This window comes from Clostridium aquiflavi, from assembly GCF_031344075.1.
Taxonomy (GTDB): domain Bacteria; phylum Bacillota; class Clostridia; order Clostridiales; family Clostridiaceae; genus Clostridium; species Clostridium aquiflavi.
Genome location: NZ_JAVJAN010000006.1, coordinates 24517 through 39816, shown reverse-complemented (window position 1 = coordinate 39816; position 15300 = coordinate 24517). Strand labels below are relative to the sequence as shown.

Annotated in this window: 14 protein-coding genes; 2 read left to right on the top strand and 12 right to left on the bottom strand. The window is 26.4% G+C overall.

The features are described from left to right. Positions 1-7: 7 nt before the first annotated feature. The 8 genes from RGC78_RS03090 to RGC78_RS03055 all read right to left on the bottom strand — a co-directional run bounded on the left by RGC78_RS03090 (position 8) and on the right by RGC78_RS03055 (position 8326). Positions 8-820 carry an HAD family hydrolase gene (locus tag RGC78_RS03090; RefSeq protein ID WP_252215772.1) on the bottom strand — a complete coding sequence of 271 codons (813 nt, stop codon included), beginning with the start codon at positions 818-820 and terminating at the stop codon, positions 8-10. A gap of 16 nt (positions 821-836) precedes the next feature. Then, positions 837-1607: an SDR family NAD(P)-dependent oxidoreductase gene (locus RGC78_RS03085; protein WP_309556026.1), complete on the bottom strand. Its 771-nt coding sequence runs from the start codon at positions 1605-1607 to the stop codon at positions 837-839. A gap of 202 nt (positions 1608-1809) precedes the next feature. Continuing rightward, on the bottom strand, positions 1810-3237 hold the full coding sequence (locus RGC78_RS03080; protein ID WP_309556025.1) for a PH domain-containing protein: 1428 nt from the start codon (positions 3235-3237) through the stop codon (positions 1810-1812). Further along, positions 3215-3721, bottom strand: a complete 507-nt coding sequence (locus tag RGC78_RS03075) for a PH domain-containing protein (RefSeq protein WP_252215775.1) — start codon at positions 3719-3721, stop codon at positions 3215-3217. Before RGC78_RS03075 ends, RGC78_RS03080 begins: the two co-directional genes overlap by 23 nt. A gap of 68 nt (positions 3722-3789) precedes the next feature. Continuing rightward, positions 3790-4230, bottom strand: coding sequence for a GNAT family N-acetyltransferase (locus RGC78_RS03070; protein ID WP_252215777.1), 441 nt, complete (start codon positions 4228-4230; stop codon positions 3790-3792). A 160-nt stretch (positions 4231-4390) separates the two neighbouring features. Next, positions 4391-5635 (bottom strand): glutamate-5-semialdehyde dehydrogenase, encoded by a 1245-nt coding sequence (locus RGC78_RS03065; RefSeq protein WP_309556024.1) that lies wholly within the window; start codon positions 5633-5635, stop codon positions 4391-4393. 14 nt (positions 5636-5649) lie between these two features. Then, the gene (gene proB / locus RGC78_RS03060) at positions 5650-6459 is read right to left on the bottom strand and encodes a glutamate 5-kinase (RefSeq protein WP_252215795.1); all 810 of its coding nucleotides are present in this window, start codon (positions 6457-6459) and stop codon (positions 5650-5652) included. Positions 6460-6631: 172 nt separating this feature from the next. Further along, entirely contained in the window at positions 6632-8326 is a 1695-nt protein-coding gene (locus tag RGC78_RS03055; protein ID WP_309556023.1) for a methyl-accepting chemotaxis protein, read from the bottom strand. A gap of 251 nt (positions 8327-8577) precedes the next feature. Between RGC78_RS03055 and RGC78_RS03050 the strand changes: the two genes are divergently transcribed. Continuing rightward, on the top strand, positions 8578-9933 hold the full coding sequence (locus tag RGC78_RS03050; RefSeq protein ID WP_252215801.1) for a YjiH family protein: 1356 nt from the start codon (positions 8578-8580) through the stop codon (positions 9931-9933). A gap of 89 nt (positions 9934-10022) precedes the next feature. Here the strand turns inward: RGC78_RS03050 and RGC78_RS03045 are convergent, their stop codons facing one another. The 4 genes from RGC78_RS03045 to RGC78_RS03030 all read right to left on the bottom strand — a co-directional run bounded on the left by RGC78_RS03045 (position 10023) and on the right by RGC78_RS03030 (position 14404). Continuing rightward, positions 10023-10541: a DUF4829 domain-containing protein gene (locus RGC78_RS03045; RefSeq protein WP_309556022.1), complete on the bottom strand. Its 519-nt coding sequence runs from the start codon at positions 10539-10541 to the stop codon at positions 10023-10025. 174 nt (positions 10542-10715) lie between these two features. Then, positions 10716-11849, bottom strand: a complete 1134-nt coding sequence (locus RGC78_RS03040) for an RNA-guided endonuclease InsQ/TnpB family protein (protein ID WP_309556021.1) — start codon at positions 11847-11849, stop codon at positions 10716-10718. A gap of 272 nt (positions 11850-12121) precedes the next feature. Then, complete coding sequence (locus RGC78_RS03035; protein WP_309556020.1) at positions 12122-13822, bottom strand: ABC-ATPase domain-containing protein; 1701 nt, start codon at positions 13820-13822, stop codon at positions 12122-12124. After that, positions 13823-14404, bottom strand: a complete 582-nt coding sequence (locus tag RGC78_RS03030; RefSeq protein ID WP_205449058.1) for a DUF1836 domain-containing protein — start codon at positions 14402-14404, stop codon at positions 13823-13825. A 218-nt stretch (positions 14405-14622) separates the two neighbouring features. Between RGC78_RS03030 and trhA the strand changes: the two genes are divergently transcribed. Further along, a complete protein-coding gene (trhA, locus tag RGC78_RS03025) occupies positions 14623-15270 on the top strand; it encodes a PAQR family membrane homeostasis protein TrhA (protein WP_252215821.1) in 648 nt (215 codons plus the stop codon). Positions 15271-15300: the final 30 nt, after the last annotated feature.

Below are 15300 nucleotides of genomic sequence, written 5' to 3'. Positions count from 1 at the left end.
TAAGCTATTATTTTATGATATTATTATTAATCCACTTAATTACATAATCTATTGCATTCTCATCATTACTTGGTGCTATAAATTTCGAATTGTTTATTAACCTTTCCGCTCCACTTCTAACGCAAAATCCATAGTCAGCTAATTTAACCATTTCAATATCATTCATATTGTCACCAATGGTTATTAGATTCTGTGATTTTATATTGTATATATCTACTAATTTTTCAATAGCTTTTCCTTTGGAAGTATTATTAGGTACTATTTCTAAATATCTAGCACCACTTCTTATTATATTTCCGTTACCATAATTCCTTATAAAGTTTTCTTCAAGTACATCTATTTCCTCTTCTTCTCCCACAATAAGAACCTTTGTCCATTTTTTATTCCAAACCTCTGTAGGTAAATTATATATAACTTCATATCCTAGTTTTGAAAATCTATCTGTATATTTACATGAAGAATAAATATATACTTTTTCCTCAGAATACACCTCAATTCCAAGAGTAGGATTATCATTTTTTACTAAAGTAATTGTATTTTTTCTCTCATCTTCTATAAACTTTTCATAAATAACTCTATTATTTTTATAATCATATATTTTTGCTCCATTATACAATATCACTGGTAAAGTAACATTTATATCATTTAAAAATCTCCCAGCTGATGCCACTATTCTTCCAGTAGCTAAAGTAAAGTTTCCACCCTTACTTATAAAATAATCTATTGCTTTTTTATTTTCATAAGATAACTTACCATCACTATCTAATAATGTTCCATCCATATCTGAAATTAACAAACATCCATAAAAAAATTTCTCCATAATTTCCCCCTAATTACTACTTGTTGTTTTTTAATATTATCTTCCTACTTATTGATCTTGGAATTAATTTAGTTCCCCATACTAATAATTTATTTTTATATCCTGGAATTATAATAGCTTTTCCTTTAAAAAATTCTTTATATGCTATTTTAGCAACTTTATCTGCATCCATTAAATACTTTTTAGCCTTTTCAGATTTCTTTATTCCAGCCTTACTTTGAAAAGATGTTTTTACAGGTCCGGGGCATACACAACTTACATTTACTCCTAAATCTTTTACTTCTTCATGCAAAGCTTCAGTTAGTGATAACACATATGCCTTACTAGAATAATACATTGCCATCTTAGGTCCACCAACAAATGCAGCTGTTGAAGCTATATTTATTATTCCGCCATGATTTTTTTCTACCATTTTTTCTATAAAATATTTCGTTAAATTTGTTAAAGAAACTATATTTATATTTATTAAGTTTTCTTCAAATCTTGATTCACCTTTGTGGAAAAATCCAAATGATCCTATTCCCGCATTATTTATTAAATAATCCACAGTTATATTTTTTTTATCCACAAATTCAAATATTTCTTCACAAGAATTGTGGATAGATAAATCTACAGATAAAATATCAACATCCACTTTATACTCGTTTTCTATATAATTTTTAACTTGTAATAACTTTTCTTTATTTCTTGCTACTATAAGCAAATTACAGTTATCTTTAGCAAACAATTTAGCTAATTCTAATCCTATACCTTCTGTGCCACCAGTAATTAATGCATGCTTCCTCAAATTGTTAACATCCTCTTTCTGTACAATAACTTAATTTAAATCAGTATTAATAATATTAAAATTAAATAACTTTCTTTATAAAATTTATTGATTATATAATATAATGTTTTTTTAATTTATTAATAAAATTATATCAAATAACATAATTATAATATATTAAAAAATGTGTAGATTAACCATATTAAATCTACACATTTCATCTCTATAATATCTCTTCATATTTCTTTATATCCATATTCTTTATCTCTATTGTCTCACCAAAAGAACTTGTAGCAATATCTATCTTATAGTTGCATATATCTCTATATCTTTGAAGTATTGACTGTTTAACCTGTAATGATTGAACTTTAAACTTTCTTATTATATAAGTATTTTTTATTCTTGAACCATTTGTTAATAAAATATTATTTTCTTCTATTGCTATCCCATTATTTAAATAATCAATATAACCTAATATAATTTGAGAAGTACATAATGTTAATGACAAAATAAATTTAAAACTATTTATCATATATAACTTAGGTAAAAATTGCTTAGTTAATAAAATTAATATTAAAGAAACCACTATAGAAACTATAAATCTCTTAAATATAAATCTAAAAATTGATTTTTTAGACGCTTTATCTATATCTTTAGTTATCTTATATTCTGGTAAAAATTCATTTATAAATTTATCTTTTTTTGAACCTTTTAAACTTGGAAAAAGTAATGAATTTGTTTCATCATCACCTATAACTATTGCTTCAATTTTATATAAATCCAATAATTGTTGTAATAAATTTTGTTTTAATTTTAATCCTTGAATTTTTTCTAATGATATAGAATATTCTTTTAAATCAATTGTTCCATACCTTATATTAAAAGAATCTTCGCTTCTTATAATTTTAAAATTACCATATTTTAAAATTTCTATTCCTATAGAAATTATTGTTGAAAAAACATATATAAAAGCAAATATAAATAATAACTTCAACACTAAATCAAAAATAGTACCATTTAATATATAATCTTTTGCTGATTCTAAGTAGTTCTCAGCATTGTTAATAACTGATTTTTTAAATACTTTACTAAATTTATTTCCTATAATAAATAAAGCCATAATCCATCCAAATTTATTTTTTGTTAATGCATAAATTGCTATATCCTTATACTCTACTTGTAACTCTTTAACATTGCTATAAACATCTTCTTCATTGACATCTTGTCCTGATACAGCTTTTTGTATTAGTAACGCATATTCTTTTTTTACAACCAATTCAAATTCTGCTTCATTTAAAGTTGCATTACCACTATTTAATTTTAAAGTCACAGATCCGAGAATTCTATCTAAAATGGTTGTTTTTAAATCAACTGTAGTTATTTGTTTAAGCGGAATTTGTTCTTTTGTTTTTTCTATCATTCCTTTTACATAAACAAACATGTTATCTTCTATATAGAAATACTTACTTCTCCATAATAATATGGAATATAGCACAATAAAAAATCCAATTGCAAATGTCCAAATAATAAAATTAAAGTCTTCTTTTATTTTTATTAATGCAAATAGCAATATAAATATTAAATATATATTAGAAATTATACTTTTAATTATATTGCTCCAATGCCCTCTATAAATTTCTGTTTTTCTCATTAAATTCTTCAACCTTTTCTTTTATTTTATTATTTAAATATTCACCTATCTCTTCTGCAACTTTAACTTCTATATTAGGTATTTCATGCGATCCCCCAGCTGTAAAGATTTCAATATTAGCAAGTCCTAGTCTTGAATTTATAGGACCTCTATTAATTTTTATGTGCTCTATTTTTATTATTGGTACAATAGTTCTTTTCTTAGTAAAAATTCCTTGAGTAAAATCAATTTTGTCACTAGTAAGTTCATATATCCAAGTTTTATATTCTATTATTGGATTTATAATAGTATCTATGATACATAATAGTCCTATTATCGATATTCCTAGTAAAATATATTTTGAATTTTTCACTATCCACTGAATCTCAAATTTAGATTCCATAATATAAAATACTATTAATGATATGAATAAAAATAATATTGTTCCAATACATCTTGAAATCACCCAAGATTTAATAGCATTTTTGTGTAACTTATTCCCCATATTTCCCCCTTGATGTTTTTCTATTTATAAAACACATGCTAGACTTATTATACAAATTAATTTTTCTCTTATAATTTCATTTTAACGTGTGGAATATCCACTTCATCATATACATCAGAAATTGTTTTAAACCCCACATTTTCATAAAGTTTTTTTACATACAATTGAGATGATATAACAATTGTCTCTTCATTAAGTTCATTTTTAAGAAAATCTACACTTTTTTTCATAAGTTCAAAAGCTATGCCTTTTCTTCTATATTCCTTTAAAACTAAAACTCTTCCTATTGAAGATTCATTATATGTAATTCCACTTGGAATAAGCCTTGAATAAGCAACTATTTTACCTGAATCCTTCAAAAATAAATGATAAACCTTTTTGTCTATATCATCAAAATCATTTTCTTGATATATCCTTTGTTCACATCCAAATATTTCATATCTAACTTTGCATATTTCATATAACTCGTCTAAAGTAAGTTCATTAAATTTTTTAATATTCCAATCCATAAAATTCTCCTTATCTTAAATTATAAATAAAGTAGTCAAAAAAATCTCTCATAAAATTCTTAATTTTTACTAAATTATCCATATAATAAAATACAATCATATTCGCTTTATATCTGAAAATACAAAACAAACATGATTGATTAATTTTAAATACATAATATTATCTTATTTGACCATTTCCATAAATAATATACTTTGTAGTTGTAAGCTCATTTAATCCCATTGGACCTCTTGCGTGAAGCTTTTGAGTACTTATTCCGATTTCTGCACCAAATCCAAATTCGCATCCATCTGTAAATCTTGTTGAAGCATTAACATAAACTGCTGCCGCATCAACTCTTTGTAAGAATTTTTGTGAATTTTGATAATTGTTAGTTATAATAGCTTCTGAATGACCTGATCCATATTTATTTATATGTTTAATAGCTTCATCTATATTATTTACAATCTTGATGCCAATTATAAAATCTAGATATTCCTTGCCCCAGTCTTCATCTGTTGCTTCTTTCACATCATCAACTATTTTCATTACACTACTATCGCCTCTTACTTCAACATTTTTTTCTCTCAATGCTGAAATAATCTTAGGTAAAAACTCTTCTGCAACTTTTTCATTAACTAATAATTTTTCTTCTGCATTACAAACAGCTGGTCTGCTTGTTTTAGCATTTATTATTATATCTTCTGCCATCTTAAAATCAGCTTCTTCATCAACATAAACATGACAGTTTCCTACTCCTGTTTCTATTACTGGAACAGTTGCATTTTTAACAACAGCTTGAATAAGACCTGCTCCACCCCTTGGAATAAGAACATCTATATATTCATTTAATCTCATCATTTCATTGGCAATTTCTCTACTTGTATTTTCTATTAATTGAAGTGAATACTCTGGAAGTCCTGATTCTTTTATACCTTCACAAAGTGCTTTAACTATTGCTTTATTAGAATTTATTGCTTCACTTCCGCCTCTTAATATTACTGCATTTCCTGCTTTTAAGCATAAACCCGCTGCATCACAAGTAACATTAGGTCTAGCTTCATATATTATTCCTATAACACCCATTGGCACTCTTTGTTTACCAATTTGAAGACCATTAGGTCTCTTCCACATGGAAATAACTTCACCTATTGGATCATTAAGATTAACTAATTGATTTAATCCATCCGCCATATCTTCAAGTCTTTTTTCATCTAAAGACAGCCTATCAAGCATAGCCTTTGATGTACCTTTTAGAATAGCATTTTCTAAGTCTTTCTTATTTTCAGCAAGAATATACTCTTTATTTTCTAATAATTTTTGCCCCATTTTTATTAAAGCATCATTCTTTTCACTTGTTGTAGCATTCATAAGAACATATGATGCTTCCTTTGCTCTTTCACCTTTTAAAATTAATTCTTTCATTTTTATACCCCCAATTATTTTTTACCTAAAAATAAAGTTCCCACATCTTCACCATCTAAAACATTTAATATTACGCTTGGATCACTTCCATTAGCTAAAATCATATCTACACTTGAAGATACTGCTTTTTTAGCTGCTGCAAGTTTTGTTACCATTCCGCCAGTTCCTAAATTTGAACCAGCACCTCCAGCGCAACTTTCTAGTTCTGGTGTTATCTCTTCTACAACTTTTAATAACTTTGCATCATTATTGCTTCTAGGATCTGAATCATAAAATCCATCTATATCAGATAATATTATTAATAAATCAGCTTTTACTAGTGTTGCAACTATAGCTGATAAGTTATCATTGTCCCCAAATCTAACAATATTCTCTATCTCATCTATTGAAACTGTGTCATTTTCATTAACTATTGGAATTATTTTATTTTCCATTAATGTTTCAAATGTGTTACATACATTTTCTCTAATATGATCATCTTCTACTACATCTCTTGTAAGTAAAACTTGACCAACAACATGACTATATTCACCAAAGAATTTACTATATATATGCATAAGTTCACATTGTCCTACTGATGCAACTGCTTGTTTTTCTCTTATACCTTCGGGCTTTTCTTTTAACTTTAATTTGCTTACACCAACACCTATAGCGCCTGATGTTACTAAAACAACCTCTTTTCCTGAGTTAACAATATCAGATAAAACTCTAGTTAATTTTTCAATTCTTCTTAAGTTGATATTACCATTATCATAGGTTAATGTTGAAGTTCCTACCTTTACAACTATTCTATTTGCATTAATTAAATTTTTACGAAAGCCCATATTTTTTCTCTCCTTAAAGTTAAATTCTTATGATATTTATATTACTATACCTTATTTCTCTTATCAAGGTAACTAAAAAAGCTATACCCTAATTTTTATTAAGATATAGCCTATATATTTTACTCAACCCACTTTGCTTATGCATATATCAATACTTTGCTAAAATATAATTCTAGTTCTTTAGTCTAAATTTTGATATTTCTTGTTCTAAAATTTCTGCTTGCGATGCTAATTCCTCTGTTGCTGCTGCTGTCTCTTCTGCTGTTGCTGAATTAGTTTGAATAACTTCTGATATTTTATCTACCTTAACTGACATATCTCCCAAAGCTTCTGATTGATCTTCAGATGCTTTGGCTATTTGTTTTACTAATTCAGCTGTAGTATCTACATCTTTTACTATTTCTCCTAATGCATTTAAAGTTTCCTTCGCTAATACATTACTATTTTTTACAAACTTCATAGAGTTTTGTATTATTTCATTTGTATGCTTAACTTCTTTTGATGATTGTTCTGCTAATGATTTTACTTCTTCGGCAACTACTGCAAATCCTCTTCCTGATTCCCCAGCTCTTGCTGCCTCTATGGCAGCATTTAGTGCCAATAAATTGGTTTGTGAAGCAATTTCCTCTATAGTGCTAGTTATTATTTCAATTTCGTTTGACATTTTACTAACTTTTTCCACAGATAGCATCAATTCTTCCATTTTTTTATTTCCATCTAAAACCATTCTTTTAGTATTTTCAAAAACTTCATCAGCTTTTTTAGTACTCTCAGTATTTTTATTTATCTTAATTAAAACTTCATTAAATTTAGAAAATAAATCTTCTACTGCGTTTGCCTGTTCCACTGCACCATCAGACAAACTTTGAGTAGTTGAAGCTATTTCTTCTGAACTACTTGCTACTAAATCAGATGCTTGATGTATATTTTTAAATATACTGTTAAATGAATTTATAATATTATCTAAAGAATCTTTTATAGGCTTAAAATTTCCTTTATACTCTATCAATGTGTTAACATCTAAATTTTCATGGGCTATATTCTCTATAACTCTTGAAATATCATTCACATAACCACTTAAATTTTTTATAGTTTCATTTAAATCTCTACTCATTTCGCCCATTTCATCCTCAGATACATAACTATTATCTATGCTTAAATTTCCTTCCGATAAGTCTTGAGATACTTTTTTCACATGATTAATTCCTTCAAGTAAACTAGATTGAATTACTCTACTTATTAATACAATTGAACTTATCATTAATATTAGTATTATAACTGCTAATATAAATATTAAATTTCTGGTTTTTTTAGCTTCTTCTACAAATGTTAAAGCATTGTTGTTAGTAGTTTCTCCAATATCTATTAGATTTTCCCTTGCTCTATCTATCCCTTCATTATATTTTCCATTAATTAAATCATAAGCTTCTAAATCCTTATTCTCTAAAAGTAATGAAAAAATCTGTTCTCGTTCATCTTTAACTTCATCTATATTATTTTCAAATTTACCAATTAAATTATGATCGTCTATATATATTTTTCTAAGATTATTTATATCTTCTTCTAAAAGCTTCACTTGATCATCTACACTAGAAATATTGTTCTTTATTTTATCTTCGTTATTTTCAATTAAAGCTTGGTACATATCTCTTTGCATTTTCAGGAATTCAGTTTTCATATTCCAAGTTATTTCAACAGCCTTAAATGGTTCATTATATAATTTGTTAACTTTTTCAGATATAAATTGTAAGCTTATTAATGACATAATCATAAAAATTAATGTAAATACTAATATTATAGAAAAGCTTTTTCTTACTTTTTTTCTTATGGAAAGATTCTTAAATTTTTCCTTAATTCTTTTGTACATATAAATTTCCTCCTTGGATATTTAATCCTAATCTAAAGAAAATATAAATAATTAAATTCTTTTATATATTATATGTAAGTATGTGCATTAAACTGCAAATTTTTACATAGCTTTAGTTGAAATTTTTATGTAAAAAATATAATATTTCAAAATAAAAATTAAACTTTTATTTTAAATTAGCACTATCTTTTTTGCTTTTTCTATATTAAAATAATAACTGTTGTATATTTATAAAGAAAAAGGGGATAAATATGAATAAAAATACAGATGTAAATATAAATTTAAATATTTCCTCATTATTGAAGTTTATAATTCCTTCACTTATAGGAATTGTATTATTTATGACTCCAATAATGCTAGGTGGACAATTCACAATTCCAGTAGCATTTTTATCAAATTTATTTGTAGATACATTAAAAGGCATTTTACCTTTTATCTCTCTTATATTGATATCAATTTCTGCTATTGGAAGTATATTAATAAAAGTTTTTAAAACTGAAAATAAAATTTTAAATTCATTGTTTAATGTTAGTTATTCTTGGTTAACAGCTAGAATAGTAGGTATGATTTTAGTTATAATGACTTATTTTAAAATAGGACCTGAATTTATATGGTCTGATAGTACTGGTGGAATGATTTTATTTAGTCTTCTTCCATTATTAACTGCCGTATTCTTATTTGCAGGTTTATTTTTACCATTATTACTTAACCACGGTTTATTAGAATTTGTAGGTGCTTTACTTACTAAGGTAATGAGACCTTTATTTAAACTTCCTGGTCGTTCTTCAATAGATTGTATCACTTCTTGGCTAGGTGACGGAACTATTGGAATATTACTAACTAGTAAGCAATATGAAGAAGGCTTTTATACAAAAAAAGAAGCTTCTGTTATAGGAACTTCATTTTCAGCAGTTTCTATAACATTTAGTTTGATGGTTATAACTCAAGTTGGACTTTCACATATGTTTGTTCCATTCTATTTAACAGTTACTTTATCTGGTATCATTGCAGCTATAGTACTTCCAAGAGTGAGACCATTATCTAAGAAGCCTGATACATATATTGATGGAAGACCATTAGAAAAAAATGTGGATCTTATACCTAATGGATATACTCCATTTACATGGGGATTAAAAAATGCTATTGATAAAGCTGAAGATAATTTTAGCTTTCACTCATTTGTTGAAGATGGTCTAAAGAATGTAGTAGATATGTGGCTAGGAGTATTACCAGTAGTTATGTCTATGGGCGGAATTGCTCTTATGATTGCTGAATACACTAACTTCTTTTCAATGCTTGGATTACCTTTTATACCATTACTAAAGTTATTACAAGTTCCTGAAGCTGTTGCTGCTTCTAAAACACTAGTGGTAGGTTTTGCAGACATGTTTATACCATCTGTATTAGCTACAAGTATTCAAAATGAAATGACTAGATTTATAATAGCGTGTACATCAGTAACGCAATTAATTTATATGTCTGAAGTAGGTGGATTACTTTTAGGTTCAAAAATACCAGTTTCATTCAAAGATTTAGTTATAATCTTCCTAGAAAGAACTGTTTTAACATTGCCTATAATAGTATTAATAGCAAACTTATTGTTTTAAAAATGTGTTAATAAAAAATTAAGCAATAGAATGATTTATGAACAACATTCTATTGCTATTTTTATTCTATATAAGATCCACTGATTTTCTTATGATTCTCCAATACCATCTATTTTCCATTCACCTAGATTATTTTCTCTAATCAAAGTAAACATCTTCTCATAGTCTCCACTATCTTCTGGCTCTTTACTTTGATCTCTATATTGTACATTATATTTAACAACATATTTTCTTACATTTTCTCTTTTTATCTCTACTCCACTTGTAAAATAGCTTTTATAAATTCCTTCATCTGTTATTAACTCTAAAGAATCCAATCTGCAACTTTCTAAATTATCTAATCTAAAATTAACATCCTTATATCTTGTTGTATAACAAGTCAATAAATTTTTTAATTGATGTGAATTCTCATATTTAAATGATTCTATTATAATATCTTCTGGTGATTTTATAGCCTCAGGTAATTTTATAGATTCTATAAAACTTTCTTCAACTACACATTCATTTTCACTTTTAGCGTCATTAACTTTTTGCTCACTACATCCAACTGCCAAAATTGAAGCTATAAATATCAATAATATTAATATCTTATTTTTTAAACCTCTCATATTTTCCGTTGCCAAAAATCTATAAATATCTATAAATCTTGTTTAATTACCTATTCTACCTGTCTGATTTTGCAATGAATAAATCCATATGCTACTTTCATTTGATATGACAGTCCAAGGTCTTAAATTCCGATACAACGAATCGTACATATTAGCATTATCTTTTGGGTGATATTATGCTAATTCATATTTTGAAAGATTTATTGAAGCGTTAAAATCTCTATCTATCTTTAGTCCACAAGAACATTGATAAATTCTGTCTTTAAGCTTTAAATCTTTCTTGATAGCTCCACAACAACTACAAGTTTTACTTGACGGAAACCATATATCAGCTTCTATAAATTCTATTCCATAAAACTCACATTTGTATTTCATTTTTACTTTAAAATCATACAAACATTGTTCTGCAATAGCTTTTGATAAATGACGATTCTTCATCATATTTTTGATATTAAGAGTTTCCATCACAACTTTAGAAGGTTTGGTTTTCACTATCCTATTCGTTGCTTGGTGAACATGATTACTTCTGATATTGGTTAATCTTCTATGAAGTAATCTAATCTGCTTTTCAAGTTTTATAATATTGTTAGTCTTTTTGAATCGGCAACATTTTTCACCACCTTTCTCTATTTTATTCATTTCATATTTTCGACTAACTTTTCTTTGCTTTCTCTTTAAAACTTTTTTAAGTCTTTTAACTTCTTTTGTTTTATTTATATTTTTGAAAGTCATACCATTGCTACAGATAGCTAAATCCTTGACTCCAACATCAATCCCTATGCTTTCTTTTGTAAGTTCTACTTTAGGTATTTCTCTTTCAATCCCTACTGATATATACCAATACTTTCCATCAAAACTTATTCTTGGATTTGAGTATTTTGTATCTAAAGGAATTGAATAAGGTTTAATATTTATCCAACCTACTTTTTCAATATTTACTGCATTATCTTTAACTTTTAGCTTACAATTATCATTATAAAATGATGGCTTAGACTTTCTTCTACTCTTAAATTTCGGCTTATCAGAAAGCCCTTTAAAAAATCTTTTATAACTATCACAAGCATCTTTAACAGCTTGTTTTGCTACATTATTTGAAACTTCTTTAAGCCAAGTTAATTCAGTTTTTTTGAGTTGAGTTATTTCTTTTCTTAAATTATTATCTGAAATAAACTTACCATCATTTTTATAATTTTCTTCTTGTCTTGCAATAGTCCAGTTATAAATGAATCTTGCCGTACCAACAGATTGCCATAGCTTTTGCTCTTGAACTTCTGTTGGATATAATCTAACTTTTTTCGCAAGTATCATCTTCTAACAACTCCTTAATCATCTTCTTAACCCAATTCCTCAAAGTTTATGTTGTTTTTTCCTGTAAGTTTAGAAAACTTGCCTATCGAATAAAATTTCATCTACATCACCTCTTGATTATATATGTATATCTACAAAAAGCAGATATATTTTTATAGATATTTATAGATTTATTTTAACTGTTCACTACCCCCATTAAATTCTTCTAACCCATATTCAAAATTTATTTTTGCTAATCCTAATTCTATGCTGAACATTTATAAAAATAGAGTTTATATTTTTAAACTACGAAATCTATTGAATGCGGCCATTATTTCTTGTCTTCTTGGCATTGATAGTCTGCCATGACCACCTTTTATATTGCTAATTGATATAATTCCGTTCTTTTCTATATAGTTCATTATTTCATCTGTTACTTCTATTAATGTTTTCTTTCCATCTATAACATTATCTTCTGCCCATTTCATAATCTCTCCAATAGTGTTAATTTGCTCACTATCCACTATTTGCTCAACTGCTCTTAAATCTATATTTTCTTTATTAATTACTAATCCATCTATTCCTAGAGTTTTTATTTTTACACCTTTATAACCTTTTTCAATGCTTCCTTTTTTAATAACCCTATTTAAATTTATCTTTATATCAAGATTTCTTTCCTTGATTTTAGAAAGTATCTTTCCATTACTTAAACTTTTAGCTTGCTCTGTTACATTTTTTATATTGTAACAATCCATTTGTATTACATTATCTGCAATATCAAAATAATCTCCAGAACTTCCTACTACTATAATTGTTGATATATCTTTTTGATTATACAAATCTCTAGCAACTTCAATAAAAGGTGTTATAGGTTCTTTATCTTTAGAAACCAGCATCTGCATTATATCGTCTCTAATCATAAAATTAGTAGCCGATGTATCTTCATCTATTAAAAATACATTAGTTCCACTTTCTATTCCTTCTATTATATTTGCTGCTTGAGATGTACTTCCACTTGCATTTTCACTATAAAATTTAGTTGTATCTTTTTTATTAGGTAAATTATTTATAAATAATGATATATCATCTTTATTTATTACTCTACCATCTTCTGCTCTAACTTTTAATGCTGCATTATCTGTTATTACAAATTCTCTTCCATCACCTTCAATATGATTATAAATACCTAATTCCAATGCATTTAATAGTGTTGATTTTCCATGATAACCTCCACCAACTATAATTGTTATACCTTTTTTAATTCCCATTCCTACAATTTCACCCTTATTAGGTAAATTGAATTTAACCTCTAAATTTTCAGGAGATTTAAATGGTATTCCATCCTTTAAAGGCCTAGTTGATACTCCTGATTCTCTAGGTAATATCGATCCATTTGCAATAAATCCAATTAAATCATTGTTCTTTAATTCATTTCTTATAAACTCTTGATCTTCAACTAATCTCACTTGTTTTATAAGTTTATCTTTATCTATGTTTTTATAAATTAATGATGACTCTACAATTTTAGGTAGAAAATCAAATAAAATCTTTTCTAATTCCTTAGCAAGAACACTTCTACCCCTTGCTGGAAATCCTACTTCTATTCTAGCTTCTATTTTTTTATCACTTATCACAATAGAAGTTCTGTCTAAAATTTCTTGTGTGCATTTACTTATAGAAATTAATCCACTTTTTCCTGACCCAAAAATCTTACTGCTACATGAATATATATTTTTATAAAATGTTCTAGTTAAATAATCTTTAACAGCAATCTTTTTGTAATTGTTATTTACTAATTCTTCTGGGATATTTGAAACTTTTTTATCCATTATTATTCTTACTCTAGAAGGCGTTGCAAATGGATCTCCTTGTACATGATCTATTGCTAATATATACTCATTAAACTCATAACTACCTTCAAGTTGCTTATATGATTTATATCCTTTTCCATCTATATTTATTAAATCTCTGCGCAAATCATTAAAATTTTTCATTTACTTTTCATCTCCCATAAAGTATTCATCAATTAAAGCTTCGCCCATTCTTCTATACATATTACTCATAGATATCATTGATCCAACAAGTAAAAATTTTTCTTCAAAATCACCATTTATATTATTTTCGCTTAAAAGATTCTTTACATTTTCTTCTTTGTCATTCATGTATTCCTTAAATTCATTAACATCTTGAGAATTCATATCTAAGTACGTTTTATAAAGAGATCTCAAATCATATTCTTCATTATTTTCATACTTTTTAACTATATTATCTAATGTAAGCTTTATATCATTTATTGATAATGCACCCTTTAAATCGTATATTAAACTCATTAATATTAAATGTTCTTTTGAATATTTTTTATTCTTTATACTCATTAATAATTTCGCCTTAGCATAATTATTAATCATAGTTTTAGTTAATACTTTATCATCTTCCTTTCTTTTAAGGACTGATAATTTATTTTCAAACAATTGAATAACCTGATCCATATATAAATCTAGCTCAGGTATATCTTCTAAATTTATTTTTTTATCTAAGTTTAAGTTTTCCATTATATTTAATATATCTTTTGTCATTATTCCACTTCCTAATCTAGTTTTTGAAACTACATATTATCTTGTCTATATTTAATATTAATAGTATTACTTATAAAATTCAAGAAAATAGCTAAAAATATGATTTAAATAGCTTAAAATAAGTTTTTATGATCTTTGACTTTTATATAACTATATATAATAATATTAATATATTGTTATATAGTTTTAAAAACTACGTATTGAGTATGGAGGTATTTATGGATAAATATTTAAGAGAACCAGTTAATGGATTAACACATCTTATAGGAGCTGTTTTATCATTAGTAGGATTAGTTTTAATGATAATTAAAGTAAATATGTCACAAGGATCTTTGATAGAATATGTCTCTATCATCCTTTTTGGAATTAGCATGATTTTACTGTATAGTGCTTCAGCAACATATCACTCTGTTATTGCAGATTCAAAAATTATTAAAGCTTTAAAAAAAGTAGATCACTCTATGATTTTTGTACTTATAGCAGGTTCTTATGCACCATTTTGCTTAATTGCATTACAAAATTCTATTGGCAATAAACTTTTTATAGCAGTTGCTGCATCTGCTTTAGTTGGGATAATATTTAAAATTTGTTGGGTTACATGTCCTAAATGGTTAAGCAGCGTTATATATATTACTATTGGTTGGTTTGCTATTTTTGCAATTTACCCATTATCAATAGCGCTTTCACCAATAGGTGTAAGCCTGCTTGTTTTAGGCGGCTTGATGTATACAATTGGTGGGGTAATATATGCCTTAAAGAAAGATAAAATAAAGATAGGCGTTTTTGGATCTCATGAAATATTTCATGTTTTCATAATGCTAGGAACACTATGTCACTTCATTTGTGTTTTTAATTATATAATTTAAAAAGTATTTAGTAAGCAAAAAGCACTCCAT